The sequence below is a fragment of the Sphingobium sp. CFD-2 genome (genome assembly GCF_024611135.1).
GTDB lineage: Bacteria > Pseudomonadota > Alphaproteobacteria > Sphingomonadales > Sphingomonadaceae > Sphingobium > Sphingobium fuliginis.
The window spans coordinates 1,326,869-1,352,928 of the sequence record NZ_CP084405.1 but is presented as its reverse complement, the minus strand read 5'-3'; the positions used below and the strand labels follow the sequence as shown (position 1 = coordinate 1,352,928).

Here is a 26,060-nt window from a genome sequence, read left to right as displayed (position 1 = left end):
TTTTAGATGGCGCATCGAAAAGAGGAGAGCGACATGGGCAGTGCCGGGCAGGAAGAGGCCGCGCGCCGGAACATCATCGACATTACCGACCTGCATCACCCCGTGCTGACCGATGTCCAGAAGCAGGTGATCGCCGGGGCCGAGGCGGCGGCGGACCAGATCGTCCTGAAGCCGGAGGTCATCCTGGCCGCAGCGCAGGCGCAGACCGGGCTGTCGGATTTCGGCGCGGAGGATTTTCGCGAACGGCTGGCCGTCTGGTGCCAGGCGGTGGACGAGGATGCCAACGCCTCTGCGGTCACGCGCGCCAATCTGTTCCAGATGATGATCCGCTTTGCCGCGACGCGCCTGCGAATCGAGGACATAGTGAAGCGCCACCCGGAGATATTGGACATTCAGATCGACCGGCCGATCATCGTCGCGGGCCTTCCCCGATCGGGCACGACGCATCTGCTCGGCCTGCTGTCGGCAGACCGCCGCTTCCGCTCGTTGCCCTGGTGGGAAGCGATCGCGCCGGTTCCCGCCCCGGACGAAACCCCGACGGAAGAGGATAGCAATCCGCGCTGGACCAAGGCCGAACAGGGCTGGCGGATGATGGAATCCATCCTGCCCTATATGGCGATCATGCACGAATTTTCGCCCGATCATATCAGCGAGGATATCGAGCTTCAGGCGGTCGATTTCTCCTCCTATCTGATCGAGTGGCTGGCGCGTGTGCCGCGCTGGCGGGACTATTATCTGAGCCACGACCAGTCGGGCACCTATGCCTATCTGAAGAAGGGCCTCCAGGTCCTGACCTTCCTGAACGGACCGAACCGCTGGGTCATCAAATGCCCCCAGCATATGGAGCAGTTGCCCGCCCTCTATAAGACCTTTCCCGACGCCACCTTCGTCCTGACCCATCGCGATCCGGTCGGGTCGATCCGGTCCCAGCTCACCATGTACAGCTATGCGGCGCGCATGTTCCGCAAGACGATCGATATTCAGGAGCCGCTCGGCTACTGGCCCGACCGCTATGAAAAGCTGCTCCGCGCCTGCGTGCGGGATCGCGACATCCTGCCCCCCGACCAGACGATCGACGTCTATTTTCATGACTGGATCAAAAATCCCGATCCGATTCTGAAAGAGATTTATCGCATTGCCGGCATCCCGCTGACCGATGAGGCTCTGGCCGACCTGCACGACTATCTGGCCGAACATGGCGAGCAGGCCAAGGGCAAGATCGTTTACGATTTGGAGCGCGATTTCCGTGTGACCGGCGAGGAGTTGCGCCGCCCTTTCGCTTTCTATTTCGATCGGTTCCCGGTGCAGGTCGAGGTGAAATAGCCCATCTCACAACCTGCCTTTCGACAGGATGGAAATCCGCGCACCCTGATTAGCAGGGGCATTACTTTCGATTCCACCAGAGGAATGCCATGCCCGAATTGAATGTCATTACCCGTGACGGCGCACAGCAGACGATCAATGCATCCGCCGATACCTCGGTAATGGAAGCCATAAGAGATTCCGGTTTCGATGAGTTGCTGGCGCTGTGTGGCGGCTGCTGTTCCTGCGCGACATGCCATGTCTATGTCGACCCGGCCTTCGCTCAATCCCTGCCCCCGGTATCGGACGACGAAAGCGATCTGCTGGATGGATCGCCGCACCGCAACGACTATTCACGCCTGTCCTGTCAGGTCATGATGACGGAAGCCCTGTCGGGCCTTACGATCACCATCGCTCCTGAAGACTGAGCACAACACCAATCCTGAATGTATGAGAGAGGACTATCGTGGCCTGGAAAGAAGATATTCGTGAACAGCTGGACGTGTCGGATTCGACCGTACTGACCGACAAGCAGAAGCAGATGGTCAAGCATTGGACCGACCTGCAGGAAACCCTGAACGCCGGCGATTTTGACGGCATGGATCGGTTTTTCCATCCCGATTTCCGGTACGGCAACCCCAACCGGCCGGATCTGGGCACCTATGAAGAGTGGAAGACCTCGCCGGTCGCGCTCTACAAGACCTTCTTCCCCGCCGCCTACAAGACCATCGACGCGGTGGGCAAGGGCGACGACGAGATCTGGATCTACGCCACCCACTACTGCAAGCATGTCGGCGGTCCCTATATGGGCGTGCAGCCGACCGGCAACGAGTTTCAGGTTAACTGGTTCTCGATCGTCAAGTTCAAGGACGACAAGATCGTCAGCATCTTCAGCATTTCCGACGTGCTGACCATGCTGAAAGACATCGGCGTGGTGGAAGTCCCCCAGCCGGTCGATCCCTACAAGTAAACGGATGTGCTACTGTTCTTCTTCCGCTCCGGTCAGGCGACCGGCGGAAGGAGGGCAGCGAGCAGGAAGGCGGCCAGCCTGTCCGCATGTTCGGCGGCATGGACATCATCCACTTCCCGCCCAGCCCCCAGCCGTTCCTGCATCGGCACGGCGCAGAAATAATAGCCGACCCCCTGCACCAGCAGCGCCATCAATGCGGCCGTCGACAAGCCATGAACCGGCCGCTGGAGCCGCACCGCGTCGAGCAGGCCGTCGAGCCGTTTCTGGAACGGCAGCACGAAATGTTCGACGATATGATCCAGCCGCCAGGTCGAACGGCAACCTTCCACATTGGTCAGCGACACGATATCGCCATTGTTCGTCGCCCAGAGGCAGAAACGCTGGATCAGATGGCGCAGCCGAACTTCCGGATCGGCCGGTTCGTCAAAGGCGGCTTCGACGAAGGGCGAGGCCTGCGCCATCCGCCAGTCGACCGCGCGTACCCACAAATCTTCCTTCCGGCCAAAACGGACATTCAGGAGATTGTGACTGACCCCCAGCCGCTTCGACAGATCACGCAGCGTCGTACCCTCATAGCCGCGTTCCGCGAAGGTCGCGAAGGCCAGACCCAGTAACTTGTCCTCGTCCACGGCTTGGGCGGCATTGAGCGCGGGGCGACCGCGTGTGCGCTGGGGGCGATCGAGCATCAGCAAATCCATAGCGAAAAGACGTTGACATATAAATTGTCATCCGTCAATTTAATGGAAAGGAGAGTGGATAGCGCTATGAGTCTCGATTCTGATCTTTGGTGGGCTGTCGCACGGTCCGAGGAAGTGACCTCTCAAAAGCCCCTGTCCGTCGACATCGGCGATCAGCCAGTCGTGCTGTGGCGCGACAATCAGGGTATCGCCCGCGCGCTGGAGGATCGCTGCCCGCATCGTCGCGCGCCTCTGTCGCTCGGCTGCATCCGGGACAATGGCCAGATCCAGTGCGGCTATCATGGCTGGAGCTATGACGGCGAGACGGGGCGCCTCAAAGAAATCCCGAACATGAAGGATCAGCAGAAATTCCCGCCGATCTACAAGGCCAATGCCTTTGCGGTGACCGAACAGGCCGGCTTCGTGCGGGTCTGCCTCAATCCCAAGGCGCAGGCACCGCTCAGCGCCGACCCGAAATATACCTATGTCGGCACTGTCAACGTCAGTTGCAGCCATCAGGAATATCTGAACGCTCTCTATGATGACCCCAGCCTGATCCTGTCGATCCGCGGCGTCCGCTTCAGCCCCTATCTGATGTCGGAATTGCACGAGGAAAACGGCCTGCTGGTGATGGAGCGCAACTGCCAATGGCATCCGCTGCACTGGCCGTCCCATTTCGTGGCCGAATTCCCGCTCACCCTGCTGACGCGCACCCATCCGCTGACCGGCGAAACGCAACTGACACTGCGCGACGACCAATTCAACGATCTGCTCCACGCCGTCCTATCGCCCGTGCCCTCGGCGCGGGGGGTGACAGCCGTCCGCTGGCGGGCCGAACTGGGCGTGCGCCGTCCAGGCGTGCGCGGCGCCGTGCTGCGCGGTATCAATCCGCTGTCGGTGCTCGCGTCGGTCGACGGATCGAAATTGCGCGCCACCAAGCCCACCGTCTCGCTGCACGGCGAGGATTTGCGCAAGGTGATGCTGGAAACCACGCCCGCGCCCCACGATCAGACCGTAGCGGCCTGAAGGAGGATTTGAAGATGCTCGAAACCGCCGATCGTCCCGTCTCGCACGACGATATTTCCGCCGCGCCATCGGGTGGCAGCCCGATCGCGCTGAATGCCATCAACCGCTGGGTGCCGCATAATCTGGTGATGCGCGACAGCTGGTTTCCGGTAGCGCATGATTATTCCGTGACCGGCAAGCCCGTCCGTCGCGCCGTCTATTCACACCCCATCTTCCTGTGGCGCGACAATGGCGTCGCCGTGGCGAGCGAGTTCCATCCCAATGAGCGAATCGCCCGCGACAAGAGCGAGTTCACCAACGCCCAGGGCCGCTATCCGGTTATGGAACATTATGGCGTCGTCTGGGTATGGTTCGGCAATCCGCTGGCCGCCGATCCCCGCCATTTGCCCAGCCTGCCCTTCCTCCCGCCCAAGGGGGGGCTGCCGCGCCACATGACCGCGACCGTCCGTTTCGAAAGCTCAGCGCCGATCAGCCTGGAAAATCTGATCGACCTGACCCATGCCGACTTCCTGCACGCCGATGTCGTCGGCGACGAACGGTCGGACAGCGAGACAGTGGAAACCTTCTACGACAGCGAGACCGTCACGATGGTCCGCACCTGCGTCAACAAGTCGGTCGCGCCGGTGATGAAGTTTTTCAGCGGCATCAAGCAGCCGACCCAGAATGTGCGGCAGGTGATCCGCATCTATCTGCGTTCGCACTGCGCCATCGCCTATGGCCGGTTCAGCCCCGGCGACGATGTGCCGCTGTTCCACCCCTGCACGCCTGAAACGCGGGACCGCACGCGGATGGAAATGGTCATGAACACGTCCAACGCGGGACTGATGTTCCGTCATGTCATGCCCAAGGCAGGCTACAAGGTGTCGCGGCAGGACAGCTACATGACGTCCCCGCAAAGCCCGCGCTACATGCGCCATACCGACCGCAAGGACCTGCACAGCAAGTTCGACCAGGCTGGGCAGCGCTATCGCATGGCGATGATGGAGCTTGCGGACCGGCAGGCGAATGGCGATTTCGCCTATCGTGACAATGTCAGCGCCGATTGCAGCGACATCATTGGCCTGCGCAAGGAACTGTTCCAGTTCTGATCTGATCTCTCCCCATGGGCGGACGGCAGCGTCCGCTCTTTTTTCTTTTCGGAGACGCCATGTCCACGCTCGTCAATGCCGTCGGCGGCGAACGCCGCTGGTGGGCCGTCATGCCTACCCTGCCAGCCCCCGCCATGGCGGGTATCGGCCAGCAGATGGAACAGGCGGGTTTCGAGGGCTGCTTTTCGCTGCAGATTTACGGGCCGCCCTTCGTGCCGATGGCCGCCACCGCCGCACTGACAAACAGCCTGAAGGTCGGCACGGGCGTCGCCATCGCGGGAACGCGCAGTCCGGTGGAGACCGCCTATGCGGCGATGGACGTCGATCGCATTTCCAATGGCCGTTTCGTGCTGGGGCTGGGCTCCAGCATCAAGAGCTGCGTCACGGGCATGTATGGGGAGCCGGAACGCAAGCTGCTGTCGCACCTGCGCGAAAGCGTCAAGGTCATCCGCTACGTCATCGCCAACGCGCATAAGGGGCTCGATCCGGTCGCAGGGGAATATTTCTCCGCCGATTTCGAGGAAATGATGCTGACCGCCCCGCCGGTGCGGGAGGAAATCCCGATCTGGATCGCAGCGCTGCAGGACAAGATGACCGCGCTGGCGCTGGAGGTCGGCGACGGCCTGATGGTCCATGCCCTCTGGTCGGCAGCCTATACCAAGAGCCGCCTGCCTTTCATCACCGACACGCTGGCCCAATATGGCCGCAAGCGCGGGGATATCGAAATCAACGCCTGGCCGTGGATCGCGGTCAATGACGACAAGCAGAGGGCGATCGACGACAGCCGCGCCACCGTTGCGGCCTATTCGGGCTACAAGGAATATGAGCCCTTCTTCGAGGCGATCGGCTTCGGCGATCAGGCCCGCGCCTGCCAGCTCAGCCTGGGCGAGCATGGCGATATCGGCAAGGTCATCGGCAATGTTTCCGACGATATGGTCGAAGCCTTCGTGACCTGCGGGCCGGTGGACGAAGTGCTCGAAAAGATCGAGCCGTTCTGGGATGTTGTGGATTCGCTTTGCCCGATGACGCCCTATCGGGACCTGACCATGGAGCAGTTGACCGACTATAATGCGGGCCTGTTCAAGCTGGTGGCGACCGCCCGGACGCGGGCGGGCATGGTTGCCGAACCGGCGTAGCAGCCCACAGCCATCTCAGAAATTGAAACGGCAGAAGCCGGGATCAGGGATAACCCGATCCCGGCTTCTGCCGTTTCGCCTCATTCAAAAAGGGTCAGGCCGGCACCAGTGACTCGGCCATGGCTTTGCCCGCGATGAATCCGGTCACCATGGCCGGGCCGACATTGCAGCCGTGGGCCGGCGACTTGCCGCGCCAAATGGAATTGGCGTCGAGTCCTGCGGCGAACAATCCCTCCACCGGCGCGCCATCGGTGCCGATCACGCGGCACTGCGCGTCGATCTTGAGGCCCACGGTCGTCGACCCGTCGCCCGGATGGATTTTGATGGCATAGAAGGGCGCGGTTTCCACCCGGCCCAGGCACGGGTTGGGCTTGTGCTTGGGATCGCCGATCTCGATGTCGATCTGCGTGTCGCCCTTGCCGAAATCCGGATCCTTGCCGGTCTCGGCATAGCGGTTCATCTTCGCTACCGTCGCCAACAGGCCATCGGCATCGACCCCGATCTTGCCGGCCAGTTCGCGCAGGCTGGGCGCTTCCGTGACATAGCCCGCCGCGATCAGCTTTTTCAGGCCGCCACCGCCGGGATAGACCATGCCCATGCCATATTTCTTGATGAAGGCGGCGTCGCCGATGATGTGGGCGGGCACGGTGCCGCTCTTGTGCATGGCCTCCACGAAATGGACCGAAGCCTCGTTCCCGAACCGCTCGCCCTTGGCATCGACCGCGATGCAGCCGGGCTTCGACATGTCGATCAGATGGGCGTAGCGCGCGACATAGCCGTCTGGCCGCGTCATCTTCGACACGACGGCCCAGACGGCATTGACCAGATTGTCGCCGTCCAGCGAAGCCCCGGCCTCCAGCCCCATATTCATCCCGTCGCCGGTATTTTCATAGGGGAGGATCGAGACATGCTCCTCGGCATATGGAATATACGCCTTGCGCAACTGCTCGCTGGCCGAAAAACCGCCGGACGCCAGAAGAACACCCACCCTTGCGTCAATTTCCTCACCATTGACGCGCACGCCGGTCACCCGGCCGGCCTTCACCAGCAGCCGGTCGACGGCCGCATCCTTGCGGAGCGTGACGCCGGCATCGATCGCCGACCGGATCAGCCGCGCCGCCAGCGCATTGCCCATGGTCAGCCGCGTGCCGCGCGGATAGCGACGAACCTTATCCAGGCCGAATTTCGCGGCCAGCTTGCCGAAATGGAACAGCGACTTGGGTGAGGGCATTTCGGCCAGATAGGGGAGATCGAACAGATCGATCATGAAGCCGCCCGGCGCGTTGAACTCTTCGCGCGCTGGACGAAGATCGGCGAAATGATCGCCCAGCTTCTTGCCGTCATATTCCTGCGGCGAAAGCAGGCGGCCATGATCGGCCGCGCCGGGGACTTCCGGATACCAGTCGCTGCTGGGCGGCGAGAGCAGGAAATGCACCTGGCTGTTCTGGTCCAGCCATTCCACCATCTCCGGACCGGCATCGAGATAAGCGTCGATCAGCGCGGGATCGGCCGTCGGTCCGATGACGTCCAGCACATATTGGCGCGCCACGGCGCGACTGTCTTGGACACCGGCCGCCCTGGCCTGCGGGCTGTCGGGGATCCAGATGCCGCCGCCCGAAACCGATGTCGTACCGCCGAAATGTTCGGCCTTTTCCAGCACGAGAACCGACAGCCCGGCAGACGCGGCCCTGATCGCCGCCGTCATCCCGGCCGCGCCCGATCCGACCACCACAACATCATATTGGACCATCACGTCCTCCCGATCCTTCTTTCGATATCCTGGGGGAAAAAGCGCAGCCGTCCGCGACTTTCCCCCGGCAGGTTTCAGATTTTGGGCATGATTTCCTCGGCCACCCACTGGAGCCGATCGAGATATTCGGTCAGCCCGGATATCCCCGGCGGCAGCGGAACGATGGTTTCATTGACCCCCAACTCCTTCAGCCAGCCCACCTGATCGATGACCTTTTGCGCATCCCGCGTTCCGGGCGCGCGCGGGTCGTCCATGATCTCATGATGGGCGCCGACATTGAGCATTTCCAGCGCAAAGAACAGGTCGATCGGCCGCCCGTCATATTCCGGCTGCGAACGGATGAAATCGAGGCATTCGGGGAATTTTTCCGGTGGAGTGCGGAAGGGCGACCAGCCATCGCCGAATTTCGCAACCCGCCTGAGCACCGGTTCGGCGTCGCCCCCAAGCCAGATCGGCAAGCGCGGCTGCTGCACCGGCTTGGGCGCGAAACCGACATTCCTGAACTGAACGAATTCGCCTTCGAATTCGGGCTTTTCCGACGTCCACAATTCGATGATCGCGGCGATATACTCATCGGCCATGCGTCCGCGCTGGTGGAAATCGACATTCAGCATGTCGAACTCTTCCTTCAGCCAGCCGACCCCGAACAGGGCCGTGGCCCGTCCGCCGCTCAGCCAGTCGAGGGTCGACCAGGCCTTGGCCTGGACGATCGGACTCTGCAGCGGCAGGATCGACACCGAAGAACTTAATTTCATCGTCTTGGTGCGGCCGGCCAGAAAGGAGAGGGCAACCGTGCCATGGACATAATGGTCGCCCGACAGGCCAATATGCTCCTGCGGAATGATGAAATGTTCACCCAACATGCACTTGTTGAAGCCCAGTCGATCGGCCGTCGCCATCGCCTGTCCGATGTCGTCCCCGGTCAGGCTATATTCCCAAGCTTGCGTCATAGCCGCGACATGCATGCTGTTGGGCACGCCCACGTTCAGTTTCATCGACCGATCCTCCCTGATTTCCAGATTGGCTGGCAGAATGGCCGGGATCGTTTCGACCACACCTTCCCTTGGGAAGGATAGCGCAGGTCAAGATTTCAGTCTTGCCCTGCCCAAAACATATTATGAAGCGCGCGCCCTCCAACTCTGGATTAAGGCCTCTGCCGCTGTCGGGCAACCAATGCGACGGCCATTCGGATACTTCCGTCGGCGCAAGAAGATATAAGGAATTGATCGCATTCACATCGGACAGACAGGTCATGCCTCGCGCGGCCATCGCCGACGCCACCGCCATGCGAATCTTGTCACCCTGGGTCGTCATCAGGGTCGTGCAACGCCCAACGACGATGTCCGGGGGCTCGCAACGGTCTCCGCCATCGATCAAGATGGCGGTTATCAGCCCGCATAATGCCGTGCGATGCTATCATTATCGACCGCCATGCTCAATTCCTGCATCAGCTTGGCGGTTGGGCCCTTGACCGCCGTGCCGCCAACGAGCGGAGACACGGCGATGAGGGGTGCCTTCGTCTGTTTGATCGCCGAGCCTATGCCGGGCACCGCGAGCAACGGATCGATACTGAGAAATGGGTTGGATGGAGCGAACAATATCGCGTCGGCCGACTCGATAGCATCAAAGACGCCGGGGGCTGGAACGGCGTGCGTCGCGCCCTCGAACATGATGTGCCGCACGGCCGGCGCGCAACGCTGTTCGACGAAATAGCGTTGAAACTCCAGCCGTCCCTGGGCCGTATCCAATATCGTGGCTACCGCCTGGTCGCTCATGGGCAGTATCCGAGTGGCGATGCCCCATTGGTCGGCAAATCGCGCCGTGATCTGCGACAGACATCGCCCTCCGCGTCACGGCATGGGTCCGCGCCACATGGAGCGCCAAGTCGCCGTCGCCGAGCTGAAACCAGTCCTCCCCGCCTAATTCGCGAAGGGCCGCCATGAAGCTCCAGCTTTCGCCTTATCCAGCACCAGTTGCGCCAACCGCGCATCCTTGCGCGTGATATTGGCCAGGCGCCGCGCCTCTTCACGGGCTCTACGTCAGCCAGGGACATAAACCGCCCTATGCCTTGGACACGATCTTTTGCGTCACGACCAGGAGGTCGCCGGCGCGGGGTTCGACACGGCACCGGTCCAACGCCACATGCAGGATGTCCGCCAGATCATCGCCCGGTTTGACCTTCCCAATTCCGGTCAACGGTACGATTTCGATCATCGAATACACCTCAAGCCTCGGGCGGGATCAAATCTCCTGTGATACGGATGCCCGCGCCGTCAACCTTATAGGTCTTGTTCATGAAAATGAGGATCGACGTGAGTGCTTCAGCGGCCGCCGAGTTTACAAGCGCGCCGCCGTGGAGTCCCCTCAATCCCATGGCATCGGCCAGCGCCACGATGCGACTCCGGGCATCCTTGTCGTCGCCGAAGACCAGCACGTCGCAGCCGACATCGATGTCTTTGGCCAGCTTGTGCGCGGCGACATTGTGGAACGCGGACACGAGTGTCACGCCCTCTCCCAGCACCGCCTGCGCCTTTTGGGCGGCGGAGCCTTCATCGGGCAACTGGACCCGCATCACCTTGGGCGGAACGAGGGGAACGGTCGTATCCACGACCAACTTGCCAACGACATGCGGTGCGATGTCGCGAAGCGTCGCCTCCTGCGCGCCAAAGGGCACCGTCACGATGATGATGTCCGCATTCGCGACGACATCCACATTGGCGCCAGCCCGCAGGCCATGCCCCAATTCCGCGGCGGCCTTTTCCGCGCTTTCGGCGTTGCGCGATCCGATCGTCACGGGATAGCCGGCACGCGCCAGCCGCCAGGCGATCGCAGCGCCCAGATTACCGGTGCCGCCGACGACGGCAATGGCGGGAAGAGTCATATATTGTCCTTCAATGGAACTGGCGAACGATGTGGCAGATCGTTCACGATGGTTCAGCCAAGACGGCGCGACGAGGTCGCACCGGCTCGTAAAGCGTGGTGCGTTGGCGCACAGGTCGCCCGACAGATGCCGCCAGGGCCTGCATTTCCCTGGGGCCGAATTCCTGCCCGTTGACGCCGCCGGCAGCCCTGGTGATCGATTCATCCATCAGCGTACCGCCCATGTCATTGGCGCCCGCCTTCAGAATCGCCGCGGCTCCCTCCGGCCCCATCTTCACCCAGGACACCTGGATATTGGGGATCACCGGATGCAGCACGATGCGCGCCACGGCGTGCATCAGCACCGCTTCGCGATAGCTCGGCCCCGATCGCGCCAGCCCTTTGCGCCATATCGGCGATTCCATATGGACGAAGGGCAGCGGCACGAATTCGGTGAAGCCGCCCGTCTCCTCCTGCAATCCGCGAATGCGCAGCAGATGGCGCGCCCAATGCTTATATTCCTCGACATGGCCGAACATGATCGTGGCCGTGCTGCGCAGGCCCACCCCATGGGCCACGCGCATCACCTCGATCCATTCGTCCGCTGTCACCTTGTCCGGGCAGATGATATCGCGAACTTCGGGGTCCAGTATCTCCGCCGCCGTACCGGGCAGCGTGGACAGCCCCGCTTCCTTAAGCCGCGCCAGATAATCCTCCAGCGGCAGGCCGAGCGTGCGGGCGCCATGCGTCACTTCGAGCGGCGAAAAGGCATGGATATGGATATCCGGCGCGGCCTCGCGCACCGTCTTGAGGACATTGAGATAGGTATGCCCGTCATAATCGGGATGAATCCCGCCCTGCAGGCAGACTTCGGTCGCACCGCGATCCCAGGCTTCGGCCGCACGGCGTCCGACCTCTTCCATATCGAGCCTGTAGGCCGGACCGCGCATGGCCTTGGTGCTGCCCTTGGAAAAGGCGCAGAAGCCGCATTTATAGAGGCAGATATTGGTATAGTTGATGTTGCGGTTGACCGCATAGGTCAGCGTGTCGCCCACGGCCTGCCGCCGCAACCGGTCGGCCCGGTCGACGATGGCGGCGAAATCATCCTGTTCGGCATCGAACAGGGTCACAATGTCCGATTCGCTCAGCCGTTCACCCTCCTCCGCAGCGTCAAGGATGGACAGGATCGATCGGGAGGCGAGAACCGGCTCCATCACCATGATGTCGGGCGCGGGATCGCCATGTCCCGCGGACCATTCGTCCACCTTGGGCAAGCCCCGCCCGTCGATGGCGCGCAGGATCTGGGTGGCGATGGCTGGCGCAGCCCAATTCCGCGCGGCAAGGGCATGACGCGGGCCGATGGCGAGCCGCTGCATCAATATGTGGCCTGCGGCTTTGGTAGCGTCCTCCAATATCTCCAGATGCGGCCAGGGCGCCTCCGGGTTCACATGATCGGGCGTCACGGGGGACACCCCGCCCCAGTCATTGACGCCGGCCCGGATCAGCGGCGTCAGATCGACGCGATCGTGGAGATTGGGCGGCGCCTGGATCGTCATCTCAGGCCCCAGGATGATCCGCGCGGCGGCGATGGCCCAGAGATGATCGTCGAGCGACGGTTCGGCATGATCCGCCATGCGCGTTCCCGGCTTTGCCCGGAAATTCTGGATGATGACTTCCTGAATATGCCCGTAGCGGCGATGCAGATCGCGAATGGCGACCAGCGCCTCCACCTGATCGTCGCGGGTTTCGCCGATACCGATCAGCAGGCCGGTCGTGAACGGCACGCGCGCGCGTCCCGCATCTTCGATGGCAGCCAATCGCAGGGCCGGTTGCTTGTCGGGCGAGCCGAAATGCGGGGCGCCGCGCACGCACAAACGATTCGAGCTGCTTTCCAGCATGATTCCCATGGAGGCGGCATGAGGCCGTAACTGCGCATAGTCCTCGCTGTTCATCAGACCGGGATTGAGATGCGGCAGCAAGCCCGTCTCGCGGAACACCAGTTCCGCCATTTCGGCCAGATAGGACAGGGTCGAGTCATGCCCAAGCCCCGCGAGCGCTTCGCGCGCAGCGGCATAGCGGGCCTCCGGCCGATCGCCGAGCGTGAAGAGGGCTTCCCGGCAACCGGCGCCCGCGCCCGCGCGGGCGATGGCCAGAACCTCGTCTCTGCCAAGATAGGCATCACCCGCGCGGGCCGGCGTGGTGGCGAAGGTGCAATAGTGGCACACGTCGCGGCACAATTTGGTGAGGGGAATGAAAACCTTGCGGGAATAGGTCACGCGATGGCCATGCGCCGCCACCGTCATCGCCTCCGCCGTCGCCATCATGTCGTCAAGCGACCGGGATCGCAGCACCGTCGCTATGCCCGCCGCTTCGTCTTCGCTGAGATGCAGTAGATCCAGTGTCACATCATACTCCGCGCTTGGGCAAGCCCGCGAATGGTTTCTAGCGGCGCGGCGTGCCCGGGCAAGGCCGCGATGAAGGTCGAGACGCCCATCGCCTCCATGCGCCGCAACATGTCCACCGCCGCATCGACCGGTCCCGCCAGCGTATCGAAGTCCGCCAGAAACTCGGTCAAACCCAATTCCTCCATCAGGGCCACATTCCTGCCGCCCACGACCACATGCTCGGTCGGATCATAGCGCGCGTGCAAGGCGTCGATCTTGCCGCGAAACTGCGTCGGGACACGCGCCAGGGTTTCGGGCGTGCGGAAGGCCATGCCGTTGACGACGATGAACGCCTTGAGATCGTCTATGGCCTCGGCCCGGGTGGGGCGGATCGAGGCGAAGGAAACGACCCAGATATCGATCGACAGGGGATCGCGGCCCGCCGCCTGCGCCGCGGCCCGGACGGTGTCGATCCGGTCCTTCAGCGCGTCGAGATGGCGTTCGCCCGCGAACAATATGACGCCGTCGGCCTGTTCGCCCGCCAGCGCCAGCGCCTTGGGACCGAAAGCGGAATAATAGATCGGAATCGGGCGGGCGAAACGAAGCGGCGTGATCTGCGCGCCGTTCATCTGCGTCGGCCGTCCGGCGAACAGGTCCCGCAACACAGCCAGTTCCGTGCGGATCTCTCGCTGCGTCGCGGGCGACCGGCCGATCGCCATGACCGTGCTACCGCCAGTCGCCAGGCCTAGCGCCACGCGCCCGCCAGAGAGATCGTCGATAGTGCTGAGGGCGGAGGCCGTCACCAGCGGATGCCGCATGAAAGGCGAGGTAACCAGCGGCGCCAAAGTCGCCTTCGGCGCGTCAAGCGCAGCGAGCGTCAGCGACACATAGAGTTCGTGCCAACCCGCCGGCGAATCGCCCACGCTGATCAGCTCAAAACCGAGATCGGCGGCAAGACGGACCTCTTCGCGAAATCCGTCCAGCCGGTCCCCCCACATGCTGCATATGCCCAGCTTCATGGTCATCCTCTCCGGAACTTCCTACGCCCTGCCGTCTCGCTGCAAACCTGTCCTTGTAGAGGGGGGAGGCGGCCAGGTCGCTCACCCCTCCCCTCTCACGGGCGCGTCAGAACGTATATTTGGCCGTGATGCCCCACGTCCGCGGATCGCCGGCATAGACCGAACTGGTTGGGAAGGACGGCAGAAGAACGCTGGAAGCCGAGAAATATTTCTCGTTGAAGAGGTTCTTCACATAAATGCCCAGATCAAGGCCCGTGCCGCCTATTCCACGCCAGTCCAGACGCGCGTTGGCGAGTTGGTAACCCGGCAGCTTTTCGCCATTCTGACCGCCAAAATCGTCGGTCATGAACAGGTCGGCGTTGACCACCACATCGCCGTCAGCCGGGCGAATCGGCAGGGTCCAGCTCACGCTGGCCGTGCCGGAGAAACTGGGCGAATATTTGTTGATCTGGCCCTCGCCCAGCACGATGGTCGAAGGCAGTCCTGCGGGAACGGTCAGGCTTTCCACCTTCACATTGGTATAGGCGGCATTGAAACCGACGGTGAGGCTGCGCACGGGGCTGATGGACGCCTCCAGTTCGACGCCCCAGATCCGCAGATCGGCGACATTGGCGGCCAGGGAGCCGTTGGTCGGCGAATCCGGCGCGCCGTTCGGGACAGTCGTCTGCGTATTCAGGAACTGAAGCGCATTCTTATATTTGCTGTAATAGGCGGCCAGATTCAGGCGCCCACGTGCGGACCCGACATGATAGTCATATTTGGAGCCGATCTCCACGTCGGTGATTGTTTCCTCCCCCGTCTTCTGGAAGGGACGAAGGTCTGCGCAGACGCCTCCGGTCGCCACGCAGGCCGGATTCGTGCCGCCCGTGGTAAAGGGCGTTTCGAACAGCGGCGTGTTCACATTGACGCCCCGATAGCCCCGCCGCGACACGATATAGAGTAGCCAGTCCGGGGTCGCCTTATAGTCGAGGCCGATGGTCCAGCTCGGCTCCTCGCCCTTGTTGGATACGGTGCCGACGCCGTCGGCCAGACCCAGGGCGGCCGTGCTGAGGCAGGTGGATTCGTCGACATAGGTCGTGCCGATGGTGCCGCCGCAGGCCGACACCTTGTCCCAGCTGTAGCGCGCGCCGAGATTGAGCTTCAGCTTGTCGGTGAATTCATACCCGATCTGACCATAGACCGCCCAGTTCTTGTTGCGGACGTGGGCTGTCACCGCAGGCGCCGGGACTCCGCCCACCGAAAATGCCGTGAACTGCGATCCACTGGGGCCGTCGGGCTTATCATTATTATAGAAGGCGCCGACGATGAAGTTGAACGAGCCAAAATCGCCCAGCAACTGGGTTTCATTCGTCAGATATTGCCGATCCAGCACGGAAGACGCCGTGAACAGGGTAAACGGCACGGCCGAGGGCGCGGGAGATGGCAGACCCGTGGGAATTTGCAGTTGCGGCAGCCCGCCGGTGTTGATCAACTGATAGCTGTAATTCTTCCGGTAGCCGAAAATGTTGCGTAGCGTCAGATCGCCGAAGCTGAAGGAGGTATCATTGGTGATCGACGTGGTCTTGCGATAGGCCGCGCCGCCGTTGATGCCGCCGTCGAACGACCCGCGGCGATTGGCTTTCTGTGCCTGCAAAGCCGCCTGCACCTGTGGTTCGACGACGCCCAGACCCAGCACCGCAAAGGGGAAATTCTCGCGCAGCAAATAGAGACCGCCAGCGAGTTCGTCGCCTTTGAAATATTCATAGATGGTGGTGCTCTTGAGGCCCTCGAACGGCTCGACCAGCAGCGAGAGACGGTAGGCGTCCTGATGGATATTGTCGAATCCCGGACCGCCGTCGAAGGCGATCGTTCGGGGGTCCTGACGACGGATCTGGCCTGCAGCGCGGAAAGCGACCTTGTCCTCGATGATCGGGATATTCACCGCGCCTTCCAGTTCGCGATAATCGAAGCGTCCATAGGTGCCCTCAACATAGCCTTCGAAGGCGTAGCTCGGCTTCTGGCTGCCGATCACGACCGCGCCGCCCAAAGTGTTGCGGCCGAACAGCGTGCCCTGCGGCCCCTTGAGCACCTGAATGCTGCCAATGTCATAGGTCGGGACGTTCGAGCCGACCGACGGCAAAGGGGTGTCGTTGAGATAGATGACGACGCCGGGCGTCACCTCGCCCAGGGGCAACTGGCCGATGCCGCGCAGGGTCAGCGCGACATTGTCCTTGCCCCCTTCGGACGAGAAGGTGAAGCCGGGCGCGATCGTCTTGACGTCGCTTACCGTCTGGACGGTGCTGCGTTCCAGCGCCTCTGATGAAAAAGCGGAAATGGAAACCGAAACGTCCTGCAGTCGTTCTTCCCGGCGGCGAGCCGTGACAACTATGTCACCGGCATTCGCACCATCCGCCTGCGGCGCGGCCGAAGCGACGGACTGCGCCCATGAGGGAAATGCCACCGCTGCGGCGCTCGCAACCAATGCCAACTTCAGTGCGGTCAATCGCATAAAAATCCTCCCATTTAACCAATTTTTCGGTGCGACCTGCGCGTAACGCAGGCCTGATCGCGTGTGGCAAAATCGACATTGGTCGCGATTTACCACCTATCGCTGGACAGGATTTATATGGATCAGACATAATTGGTCTCGATGTGGCATTTGCGCCGCAGCGGCGCGACAAGCCGCCGCGCACCGGTCTTGCCGTTCGACACGGCAAGCGACCCGGCGAACGCCCCGCCCTGATCCAAGCAAGTTTCCTACGGAGGTGAATGCCGCTGTCCTGGCGCGATCCGCGCCTTAAGACCAAGCCGCGATCAGGTCCGCGGCGGGCGCGACGGACGGCTCGCCAATGACACCCGCGTCGAGGGACAAGCGGGGCGCCGGCGATGGCTGGACCACTCCATGACGCCGTACGAAAGTCCCCCGCGCTTCATTATGCGCGTGCCGGGGCGCTTCCTCCATTGACAGAACCGGCGTCACGCAAGCGTCGCTCGCAGCAAACAGAGCGGCCCACTCATCCCGGCTCCTGGTCAGAAATGCCGCGGCAAATTCAACCTGCATCGCGGACCAGCCTTCACGGTCGTTCTGGTCATAACATTTGTCGGAGAGACCCAATCCGTCCACCATCTGGGCAAAGAATTTCGGTTCCAGACATCCCACCGCGACATGCCGTCCGTCCGCGCATTCATAACAGCGGTAGAAGGGTGCCGCACCGTCCAGCAGATTGGAGCCGGGCGCATCTTCCCACAAACCCTTGGGCTGCCATGCGTAGAACAGGCTCATCAACGACGCGACGCCGTCCGTGATACAGGCGTCGACGACCTGCCCCCGGCCCGTCCGTTGCGCCGCCAGCAATGCGCTCAACAGACCGAAGATCAGGAACATGGCGCCACCGCCATAATCGCCCACCAAATTGAGCGGCACTGGCGGCGTACCCTGTCGCTCTCCCATCGCGTGGAGCGCGCCGGTGATCGACAGATAATTGATGTCATGGCCCGCCCGCAGCGCAAGCGGCCCGGACTGGCCCCAGCCTGTCATTCGTCCGAACACGAACCGCGGATTGCGCGCCAGGCAGACATCGGGACCGACGCCGAGGCGTTCCATGACGCCGGGCCTGTATCCCTCGATCAGCCCGTCCGCCCGCTCGATCAATGCGAGCAACTGTTCGCGATCCGCGTTCTGCTTGAGATCCAGATAGGTCACGACCCGGCTGCGGTGCAGGATGTCCCCACCGACATCATCCCAATCTCCCGCCGCGGCCGATGGCGGCCGGGCGATGCGGACGATCTCGGCGCCCATATCGGCCAACAGCATCGCCGCGAGCGGTACGGGGCCGATCGCGTCGATCTCCAGCAGGCGAATACCGGCCAGCGGCCCGCTTTTTTCCGTCATCAGATATTCGTCCGGTCCGCGCCCTTGAGGTCCAGCATGGCGCGCGCCTCATCGGGCGTGGCGATTTCAAGACCCATGCCTTCAACGATCTGCCGCGCAGTCTTCACCTGCTCCGCATTGGTCTCGGCGAGCCTACCCGGGCCGCCCCACAGCGAATCCTCCAGACCGATACGGACATTACCACCCATGGATGCCGCCATCGCGACAATGCTCATCTGGCGCGCGCCGGCCCCCAGCACGGACCATTCATATTGATCGCCGAACAGCCGGTCGGCCGTCCGCTTCATATGCATGATATCGTCGGGGTGGCTGCCGATGCCGCCCAATATGCCGAAGCAGGTCTGGATGAACAACGGCGCCTTGACGAGGCCGCGATCGAGAAAATATTTCAGATTATAGAGATGGCTGGTGTCATAGCATTCGAATTCGAAGCGCGTGCCCAGCGGCGACAAGGTGGTCAGTAGATGTTCGATGTCGGCATAGGTGTTCTTGAACACCAGGTCGCGCGATGCTTCGAGCGCGGCGGGTTCCCAGTCATGCTTGAACGACTTGTAGCGATCCAGCATCGGGAACAGACCAAAGCCCATAGTCCCCATATTGAGGCTGGCCACTTCCGGCGCGAAAGTCTGGGCGGGACGAATCCGTTCCTGCACCGTCATGGAGGGGTGCCCGCCCGTAGTCAGGTTCAATACGGCGTCGGTACGCTGCCTGATGACCTTAAGGAAAGGTTCGAACAGGTCGGGATTCTGGTCCGGGCGCCCATCGACGGGATTGCGCGCATGGAGATGGATGATAGCGGCGCCCGCCTCCGCCGCGCCGACCGCCGATGCCGCAATCTCCTCCGCCGTCACGGGCAGATAGGGCGACATCGAGGGCGTGTGGATTGCGCCTGTAATCGCGCAGCTGATGATGACCTTGCGTTTTGCCATGATATTTCCTTTCGCGCAGATTGCGCCGGTCGCAGGTTGCGCGAACGGCGCAATCTATCCTTCGATAGGAAGCGGCGCGCGCTTCAGGGCAAGATGCCGAGCTGCCGCGCCCGCAGAACCGCCTGCGGCCGACGGCGCACGCCCAGCTTGTCGTAGATTTGCTGCATATACCATTTGACGGTGCCTTCGGTCAGGCCGAGACGGTCGCCGATTTCCCGGTTGCGCAGGCCTCCGCTCACCATCGTTAAAATGTCGACTTCCCGGTTGGCGAGGCGCCCGGTCAGGCCGAAATCATCCTCCTCTTCTTCATCCGCTTCGATCTGCGGTCCCCGCCGCAGCATCGACACAAGGCGGACGGCGAAGCGATCAGCGGGCGTTTCCAGTTCCGGCCCCTGCGAATAGGCTTCGATGATGAGAGACGCGATGACTTCCCCCTCATCGACGAAGACCCGCACCCAGCCGGCCGGTTCGGCCATCTCTACGGCAGCGCGAACGGCCCTGCGCGCCTCGGACCGGTTGCCCTGAAGCACCGCGATTTCCGCCAGCAGCAATTCGAAGATCACGGCGGACCGGACCGCTCCCGCGCGTTTGACGAATTCCAGCCACCGATAGGCGACCTTGCGCGCTCGGCCCAGCCGATGGCGCTGCATCTCGATCCTGAGCCAGGCGATCGCGATATTCTCATTGCGCCGCGTCGGGTGCAGGGTGGGAATGGGTTCGCCGTCCAGTTGCGGATCGCCCGCCAGGAAATGCTGCTCCGCCTCGTCGATCTGCCCCGCCTTGATCAAAAGCCGCACCTCTTCGGCCACGATGAAGGAGCGCAGACGATCAAGCCCGCATTCGATCGCCACGAGATGGGCATCGTTAAGCGTCGAAAGCGCGCTGGGCAGATCGCCCCTTGCCGCCCGCAGGCGCGCGCTGACCAAATAGCCGGACGCCATCTGATCGGAAAATCCCCATTGCCGCACGACTGGCAGATACTGGTCCGCCAGTTCCGCCGCCTGTTCAAGGTCGCCTGCATCATAAAGAAGTTCGGCCAACGGCAACGCGGGCAGCGCGGCCAGACCGGAACCTGCGCCATGGATTTCAACAGCTAACGCGAAGGCCTCTTCCAGAAAGCGTCGCGCCAAGGGAATCTTGCCCTGCGCCATCATGGTCGGCGCGACCGAGGCCTTCAGGGCGATGGATGCGAAGGCCGAGCCGGGACGCGACAGAGCGCGGCTGGTTTCCGCCTCCAGCTTGAGCATGTCCTGAAAATGATAAAGTTCGCGCCGCGCCGACATGAGCTGCGCCAGCAAGGTGCAGCTGAGATAGGCATGGCTGTCGGCCAGTTCGGCGAGCAGCGGCTCCGAATCGGCCTCGACCCTGACCATGTCGTCTCGCGCCGCCGCAAGCATGACGAAGCGATGGCGGATCAGCAGGTCCAGTTGCTCAATTTCGTGCGCGGGCAGGGACTGGGCCTCGCGCTTCGCTTCATAGGCCTGCCGCGCAGCGGAAATCAGCCTGTCAGCCGATGAAAAGGCCAGTTGGCGGATGCGTCTCCAGGCCAGAGCCAGGAGCAGATTAGGCCGTTCGGCCAGGATCGGCCAGGGCAGTTCCGCGCCGAGTTCGTCGATGCGGTAGAGATAGCCCGAATAGGTCAGCCCCTCGGCCAAGCGATCCAACTGGTCGGCGAGAAACGCCTTGTCCCCGCTCAGCCGCGCATGTTCGATCGCCAGGGCAAGCTGGCCGGCTTCGGCAAAATATTCGCTCGCCCGTCGATGCATGACGGCAGCGCGGTCCGGTGCCCGATCGATCAGCCGGCCCAACACCATTTCGCGGAACAGCCGGTGATAGGCATAGCGGCTATGTTCCTGATCAATCGCGTTCAGAAACAAGCCTTCACGAAAGACATGGTCCAGCATCGCGCGCGCATTTTCGTCGCCGGTTACCGCGGCGCAGGCGGAAGGCGTCAATTCATCGAGGATCGAAGTGTCGACGAGGAAGCGGCGGACGTCGTCCGGTTGCAAACTTAACACTTCATCATGAAAATACTCGGCAAATTCGGGGCGCAGGCCAGTCAGCCGGAGCTTGACCGCGCTGTCGCTGGTGCGGCGATAGAGATCGCAGGCAATAACGATACCGGAAACCCAGCCTTGGGTATCGCCCACAATGTCCTGAAGGTCTCGCGAATCCACCGGCGTCCCGATTGACCGCGTGACCAGTTCCGTCGCTTCCGCCAAGGTGAAGGACAGATCGGCGACGCCCACTTCGACCAGAAATCCGAGCGCACGCATACGCGCCAGCGACAGGCCGACCGTCCCGCGTGCGGCGATGATGATCGTCAATGCGTCGCGCGCGCTCGATGATAGTTGCGCCAGGAATTCCAGAATCGGTTTCGCCAGAAGTTGCGCGTCGTCAACGATGATAACCGGCCTTACACTGCCCATCGTCGCAAGCACGGATAGCCAGCTTGCGTCAGACGCGTTACTGTCCAGTGCATCCCAGGGCATACCGGCCGCAATACCTGCGGCCTTGAGCGCCTGGAGGAATGACCGCTTGCTTTCAATGCCGGCCCTTGCCGCGAGCCACAAAACGGGGCGCCCCTGCGCCCTGAGTTCATCCGCCCAGAACAGCATTGCGGTCGTTTTTCCGCTCCCAGCCGGCGCAGACACCACGGTCATGCGCGACTGCGCCACTCTTTCCGTCAGCGCCACCAATGCAGCACGCCGGATCGGCATATGAGTCGAACGCGGCGGCAAGATAGCTGTGGGCACAACGGTCATGCTCTTCTCTCCTAGCGCGGGTGGCGCGATTCGTTTGTTATGCGAAATATATTCTGCGCGATGAATCTATAACGCAATCCCTTTTTCCTATCGGCAGATAGGTTCCCAATGAGATGGAAAAATGTCCAGCTTTCCACCCAGGAAGCCAAGGTCGTTATGCAGCCAGCGTTGCCATACAGACCGCGGCGCGAGCAGGATTTTAGGAAAGGTTGACCATGAAGGCCCTTTATCTCGAACGGATCGACGGCCCTGAATCCGTCGTGGTGGCGGAAGTCGACACGCCAGTGCCCGGTCCGGGAGAGGTGCGTGTCGCGCTGCGGGCCGCATCCATAAACCATCGCGAACTGTTCATCACCCACGGGCAATATCCCGGCATGACCGTGCCGATCACGCTGGGCTGCGATGGTGCGGGCGTCGTCGACATGATCGGCGAGGGCGTGACCGGCGTCCGCGAGGGCGATGAGGTCGTGCTGTATCCTGCACGCAACTGGGGGCCGAACCGCCACGCGCCGGCCGCCGATTTCGGCCTGCTCGGCATGCCCTTCGCCGGCACGATCGCCGAATATATCTGCGTGCCGGTCGACAATCTGGCGCCCAAGCCGGCCTTCATGAGTTTCGAGGAAGCCGGGGCCATGCCGCTGACGGCGCTGACCTCCTGGCGCGCGCTTATGTTCAAGGGACGGCTGGAAGCGGGAGAAACGCTGCTCATCAGCGGCATAGGCGGCGGCGTGGCCACGTTCGGCCTGGCCTTTGCCGTGGCCAAGGGCGCCAATGTCTATGTCACCGGCGAAAACCAGGGCGTGATCGATCGTGCCGTGGCAATGGGGGCCAAGGGCGGCCTGCTCTACACCGACCCCGACTGGCGCAAGCAGGTCGGCAAACTCACCGGCGGCATCGACGTGGTGCTGGACGGGGCGCCCTCGCCCAGCTTCGCCAATTATGTTCGCGCCGTCAATCCGGGCGCGCGGATCGTCATCTACGGGTCTACCGCCGGCAACGAGATCAAGTTCAACGCCACCGACATCTTCCTCAAGAGCGCCAGCATCGTCGGCAGCCAGGTCGGCGATGCGCAGGACTTCAAGGAAATGCTCGCCTTTGCCGAGCAACATGCAATCAAGCCGGTCATCGAGGCGACCTATCCGCTTGCCCGGGCCAAAGAGGCGCTTCTGCATCTGCGCGACCAGCACAAGTTCGGCAAAGTCGTGGTGACGATGTGAGCGATCTGTTCAGCCTGGCCGGCAAGAAGGCGCTGGTCACCGGCGGCGCGCAAGGTCTGGGCCGCATGATCGCCGAAGGTCTGCTGCGGGCTGGCGCTACAGTCGCGATCACATCCCGCAAGGCCGACATCTGCGAAGAGGCCGCCCGGGAGATGGCCACGCTGGGGTCGTGCATCCCCCTCCCCGCCGACCTGTCGACGCCCGAGGCGGCGGTCGACCTCGTCGCCCGTTATCGCGAAGCGGTCGGCGAATGCCATATATTGGTCAACAATGCGGGTAAGACCTGGGGCGGGCCGATCGACAGCTTCCCCGACAAGGCCTGGCCGGGCGTGATGGCCGTGAATGTCCAGACGCCGTTCACCATGGTCCGGGAACTGCTGCCCGAACTCGGCGCGTCCGGAACGCCCGGCGATCCGGCGCGAGTGATCAACATCGGTTCGGTCGCAGGCATGAAGACAGAGCGGCTCAGCGCGTACAGCTATGCCGCGAGCAAGGCCGCGGTCCATATGATGACACGCGATCTGGCCGGCGATTTGGCGGCGCGTAACATCACCGTCAATGCGGTCATTCCCGGCTTCTTCCCAACCAAGATGACGGCGCATATGCGGGATGAGGATCAGGTCGATCCTGCCCTGCTGGCACATATTCCGCTCCAACGTCTGGGTTCGTCGGACGATATTGCAGGCATCGTCATTTTCCTGTGTTCGCGCGCGGGCGCTTATGTCACCGGCGCACAGATCCCGGTTGACGGCGGGGTCGTTGGCTGCGGCTGAGATAAGCCCCTACCCTCGCGGCCGGTAAAGAAAGGTATTCGCCATGATGATCGACCTCGCCATGCTGGCGGACCGCCTCGCGATCGAGGAATGCCTCTATCGTTACGCCCATCTGGTAGATTCGATGCAGTTTCACCGCATTGCGGAGGAAGTGTTCACGGAAGATGGATCGATCGACTTTGGCGGCGCGCGTTCCGTGGGGCGGGAGGCCATCCATGCCCAGTGCATGGGTTATCAGGGCGCTCTAATGGGCTGTTCGCACAACATCACCAATGTGGTGATAGAGGTGAACGGCGACGAAGCCCGCGCAGCCAGCCGCGTCATGGCCTGGCAGTGGTTCGATATCCCCGGTGCCGATCCGCTGCGCCCGACGGACCTTCTGGCCGTGGGCGGCTATGAGGACAGGCTGCGGCGCACGGCCGAGGGATGGCGGATATATGAACGGCGGGGGATCAATTTCGGCACTGGCATCGGCGCCGGATCCGTACCCGATCCCATGCGTCCTATCTTTCAGGCCATGCAGGGCCGCACGCCTGGCTGGCCCGCCTGATCGAGGGCGGGCGCCAAGGCCCGCCCATCATATCGTCAGAGTTTCCAGCCCCCGCCCGCGACGATCACCTCGCCGGTGATATAATCGGCTTCGGGCAGGCAGAGCAGGTAGACGGCGCCGGCGGCTTCTTCCGGCGTGCCGGCACGGCCCAGCGGAATGCCCTTTTCCATGGCTTCCAATATTTCGTCGCTAACGCCGGCCTTGATGTCCCGGCCCTTGACGCTGATGGTCGAGCTGCCCGCCTCGCCCGCGGTCATGCGCGTCATGATGGCCCCGAAAGCCACGGCATTGACGGTGACATTATATCGCCCCCATTCCTTCATCACCGTCTTGGTGAGACCGACGATCCCCGCCTTGCCCGCCGCATAGCCCGACTGACCGGCATTGCCGCCGAGACCCGCCACGGACGATATATTGATGACTGTCCGGCGTGTGGCCCGACCATGTTCGGCGGTCTCCTTCTTCGCCGCGGCGGCGATCACCGGTTGCGCGGCGCGCAAAATGCGGAAAGGGGCATTGAGATGAACGTCGAGCATGGCCATCCACTGCTCGTCGCTCGTCTTTTGAAGCACCGAATCCCAAGCATAGCCCGCATTGTTCACGATGATGTCGATCGTGCCGAAATGCGCGACCGCCGCTCCCACGAATTTGTCGCCGAAATCGGCATCCGTCACGTCGCCCACGCACACCACGGCATGGACGCCAAGGCTTTCGATTTCACTCGCCGTCGCCTTTGCCACATCCTCGTCCAGGTCGTTCACCACGACATGGGCGCCGGCGCTTGCCAGTTTCAGCGCGATAGCCTTCCCGATGCCCCGTCCGGAGCCGGACACCAGTGCGACCTTGCCATCCAATATATTCACTTCAATATGTCCCGTTCTTTCTTGAAACCACCGACGCGGGCCTCGCCGCCATCGATGACGATGCTATTCCTGTCAGGCACGCTAGCCCGAAACGATACGGTGTCGCCCCTGCGCCAGATTTCCGCCCGAACTGTTTCGCCCGGCCAGACCGGCGCGGTAAAACGTAGCCGCATGTCGGTCAACAAAACGGGATCGCCACCGCAGCACAGATGGATCAACGCGCGACCGACCAGACCCATGGTGGCGAGGCCATGCAGTATCGGCCGATCGAAACCCGCCGCCTGCGCCGTGCCCTGATCGATATGCAGGGGGTTGCGATCGCCGGTCAGACGATAGAGCATCGCCTGATTGGAGGCCGTCGGAAGGTCAAGGCAGGCGTCCGCGGGCGCATCCGGCATGACGACCGGCGCCGGCCCGTCAAGATCACGCGGCCCACCAAAACCGCCCGCTCCTCGCAAGACCCACACTTCCTCCATCTCAGCGATCGGCCGGTCCGTCGGCGTGGTGATCACGCGTTTTGCCCGCACGAGGGCAGGCTTGCCTACCCCCTTGTCGGCGAGACCGACAATCTCGATCCGGCCGTTGACCAGTTGGCCCAGTTCGAGCGGCCGGAACAGTTTCAGCGTCTGCTCGCCATGCAGGATGCGCGGCCAGTCCCAGCCCAGTTCCGGCGCCATCGGCCAGAAGCCGGGTGTTCCCAGAACCAGCGCCATGGTCGGCAACACGGCCTGATCGCGTTCGAAGACCAGATGCCGTTCATCGATCGCGCCCAGCCCGGCGCCGACACCCAGCGCGTAGAGAATAGCGGATCGCGGATCGCAGGCATCCTGTGCTTCCGGCACCCGGAAGCCGCGCAATCGTTCGACGTCAAGCATTCGACT

The 26,060-nt window shown here is 62.6% G+C and carries 23 protein-coding genes; 9 read left to right on the top strand and 14 right to left on the bottom strand.

The annotated features are described in order from the left end of the window. Positions 1–6 precede the first annotated feature (6 nt). The 3 genes from LDB29_RS06565 (at position 7) to LDB29_RS06555 (ending at position 2,272) form a co-directional block, all read left to right on the top strand. Positions 7–1,323 carry a sulfotransferase gene (locus tag LDB29_RS06565; protein ID WP_235600749.1) on the top strand — a complete coding sequence of 439 codons (1,317 nt, stop codon included), beginning with the start codon at positions 7–9 and terminating at the stop codon, positions 1,321–1,323. Positions 1,324–1,412: 89 nt separating this feature from the next. Beyond that, positions 1,413–1,730 (top strand): 2Fe-2S iron-sulfur cluster-binding protein, encoded by a 318-nt coding sequence (locus tag LDB29_RS06560; RefSeq protein WP_044662279.1) that lies wholly within the window; start codon positions 1,413–1,415, stop codon positions 1,728–1,730. Positions 1,731–1,768: 38 nt separating this feature from the next. Further along, positions 1,769–2,272, top strand: coding sequence for an ester cyclase (locus LDB29_RS06555; RefSeq protein WP_009823722.1), 504 nt, complete (start codon positions 1,769–1,771; stop codon positions 2,270–2,272). A 32-nt stretch (positions 2,273–2,304) separates the two neighbouring features. Here the strand turns inward: LDB29_RS06555 and LDB29_RS06550 are convergent, their stop codons facing one another. Continuing rightward, complete coding sequence (locus LDB29_RS06550; protein WP_235600748.1) at positions 2,305–2,958, bottom strand: TetR/AcrR family transcriptional regulator; 654 nt, start codon at positions 2,956–2,958, stop codon at positions 2,305–2,307. Between the two features lie 78 nt (positions 2,959–3,036). Here LDB29_RS06550 and LDB29_RS06545 point away from each other — a divergent pair, with 78 nt between their 5' ends. The 3 genes from LDB29_RS06545 to LDB29_RS06535 are packed head-to-tail and all read left to right on the top strand — an operon-like array spanning position 3,037 to position 6,199. Next, complete coding sequence (locus LDB29_RS06545) at positions 3,037–3,975, top strand: Rieske (2Fe-2S) protein (protein WP_044662277.1); 939 nt, start codon at positions 3,037–3,039, stop codon at positions 3,973–3,975. A 14-nt stretch (positions 3,976–3,989) separates the two neighbouring features. Continuing rightward, positions 3,990–5,063 carry an aromatic ring-hydroxylating dioxygenase subunit alpha gene (locus LDB29_RS06540; RefSeq protein WP_044662276.1) on the top strand — a complete coding sequence of 358 codons (1,074 nt, stop codon included), beginning with the start codon at positions 3,990–3,992 and terminating at the stop codon, positions 5,061–5,063. A 59-nt stretch (positions 5,064–5,122) separates the two neighbouring features. Further along, entirely contained in the window at positions 5,123–6,199 is a 1,077-nt protein-coding gene (locus tag LDB29_RS06535) for an LLM class flavin-dependent oxidoreductase (protein ID WP_044663146.1), read from the top strand. Positions 6,200–6,293: 94 nt separating this feature from the next. Here the strand turns inward: LDB29_RS06535 and LDB29_RS06530 are convergent, their stop codons facing one another. The 11 genes from LDB29_RS06530 to LDB29_RS06480 all read right to left on the bottom strand — a co-directional run bounded on the left by LDB29_RS06530 (position 6,294) and on the right by LDB29_RS06480 (position 21,776). Beyond that, entirely contained in the window at positions 6,294–7,949 is a 1,656-nt protein-coding gene (locus LDB29_RS06530; RefSeq protein WP_044662275.1) for an FAD-dependent oxidoreductase, read from the bottom strand. A 74-nt stretch (positions 7,950–8,023) separates the two neighbouring features. Beyond that, on the bottom strand, positions 8,024–8,944 hold the full coding sequence (locus tag LDB29_RS06525; protein WP_044662274.1) for a TIGR03619 family F420-dependent LLM class oxidoreductase: 921 nt from the start codon (positions 8,942–8,944) through the stop codon (positions 8,024–8,026). 393 nt (positions 8,945–9,337) lie between these two features. Beyond that, positions 9,338–9,724 carry a 2-phospho-L-lactate transferase CofD family protein gene (locus LDB29_RS06520; protein ID WP_235600747.1) on the bottom strand — a complete coding sequence of 129 codons (387 nt, stop codon included), beginning with the start codon at positions 9,722–9,724 and terminating at the stop codon, positions 9,338–9,340. Between the two features lie 286 nt (positions 9,725–10,010). Continuing rightward, on the bottom strand, positions 10,011–10,163 hold the full coding sequence (locus tag LDB29_RS06515) for a coenzyme F420-0:L-glutamate ligase (protein ID WP_235600746.1): 153 nt from the start codon (positions 10,161–10,163) through the stop codon (positions 10,011–10,013). 10 nt (positions 10,164–10,173) lie between these two features. Beyond that, positions 10,174–10,830, bottom strand: a complete 657-nt coding sequence (gene npdG, locus LDB29_RS06510) for an NADPH-dependent F420 reductase (RefSeq protein WP_044662273.1) — start codon at positions 10,828–10,830, stop codon at positions 10,174–10,176. Positions 10,831–10,873: 43 nt separating this feature from the next. Then, positions 10,874–13,213, bottom strand: coding sequence for a 5-amino-6-(D-ribitylamino)uracil--L-tyrosine 4-hydroxyphenyl transferase CofH (gene cofH, locus LDB29_RS06505; protein WP_044662272.1), 2,340 nt, complete (start codon positions 13,211–13,213; stop codon positions 10,874–10,876). After that, positions 13,210–14,217 (bottom strand): LLM class flavin-dependent oxidoreductase, encoded by a 1,008-nt coding sequence (locus LDB29_RS06500; protein WP_044662271.1) that lies wholly within the window; start codon positions 14,215–14,217, stop codon positions 13,210–13,212. Before LDB29_RS06500 ends, cofH begins: the two co-directional genes overlap by 4 nt. A gap of 100 nt (positions 14,218–14,317) precedes the next feature. Continuing rightward, positions 14,318–16,699, bottom strand: coding sequence for a TonB-dependent receptor (locus LDB29_RS06495; RefSeq protein WP_044662270.1), 2,382 nt, complete (start codon positions 16,697–16,699; stop codon positions 14,318–14,320). Positions 16,700–16,987: 288 nt separating this feature from the next. Beyond that, positions 16,988–18,082, bottom strand: coding sequence for a CaiB/BaiF CoA-transferase family protein (locus LDB29_RS06490; RefSeq protein ID WP_044662269.1), 1,095 nt, complete (start codon positions 18,080–18,082; stop codon positions 16,988–16,990). Next, the gene (locus LDB29_RS06485; RefSeq protein ID WP_044662268.1) at positions 18,082–19,011 is read right to left on the bottom strand and encodes a 3-keto-5-aminohexanoate cleavage protein; all 930 of its coding nucleotides are present in this window, start codon (positions 19,009–19,011) and stop codon (positions 18,082–18,084) included. Before LDB29_RS06485 ends, LDB29_RS06490 begins: the two co-directional genes overlap by 1 nt. A gap of 83 nt (positions 19,012–19,094) precedes the next feature. Next, entirely contained in the window at positions 19,095–21,776 is a 2,682-nt protein-coding gene (locus LDB29_RS06480; protein WP_235600745.1) for a LuxR C-terminal-related transcriptional regulator, read from the bottom strand. Positions 21,777–21,991: 215 nt separating this feature from the next. Here LDB29_RS06480 and LDB29_RS06475 point away from each other — a divergent pair, with 215 nt between their 5' ends. From LDB29_RS06475 to LDB29_RS06465, 3 genes are read left to right on the top strand one after another with little or no spacing between them, the layout of a single operon-like run. After that, positions 21,992–22,993, top strand: coding sequence for a zinc-binding dehydrogenase (locus LDB29_RS06475; protein ID WP_044662266.1), 1,002 nt, complete (start codon positions 21,992–21,994; stop codon positions 22,991–22,993). Beyond that, entirely contained in the window at positions 22,990–23,766 is a 777-nt protein-coding gene (locus LDB29_RS06470; RefSeq protein WP_044662265.1) for an SDR family oxidoreductase, read from the top strand. Before LDB29_RS06475 ends, LDB29_RS06470 begins: the two co-directional genes overlap by 4 nt. A gap of 43 nt (positions 23,767–23,809) precedes the next feature. Then, positions 23,810–24,316 (top strand): nuclear transport factor 2 family protein, encoded by a 507-nt coding sequence (locus tag LDB29_RS06465; protein ID WP_044662264.1) that lies wholly within the window; start codon positions 23,810–23,812, stop codon positions 24,314–24,316. 35 nt (positions 24,317–24,351) lie between these two features. Here LDB29_RS06465 and LDB29_RS06460 read toward each other — a convergent pair whose 3' ends face one another. Further along, a complete protein-coding gene (locus tag LDB29_RS06460; protein WP_044662263.1) occupies positions 24,352–25,179 on the bottom strand; it encodes an SDR family NAD(P)-dependent oxidoreductase in 828 nt (275 codons plus the stop codon). Then, positions 25,176–26,054 carry a MaoC/PaaZ C-terminal domain-containing protein gene (locus LDB29_RS06455; RefSeq protein WP_044662262.1) on the bottom strand — a complete coding sequence of 293 codons (879 nt, stop codon included), beginning with the start codon at positions 26,052–26,054 and terminating at the stop codon, positions 25,176–25,178. The genes LDB29_RS06460 and LDB29_RS06455 overlap by 4 nt, the downstream gene beginning before the upstream one ends. Positions 26,055–26,060: the final 6 nt, after the last annotated feature.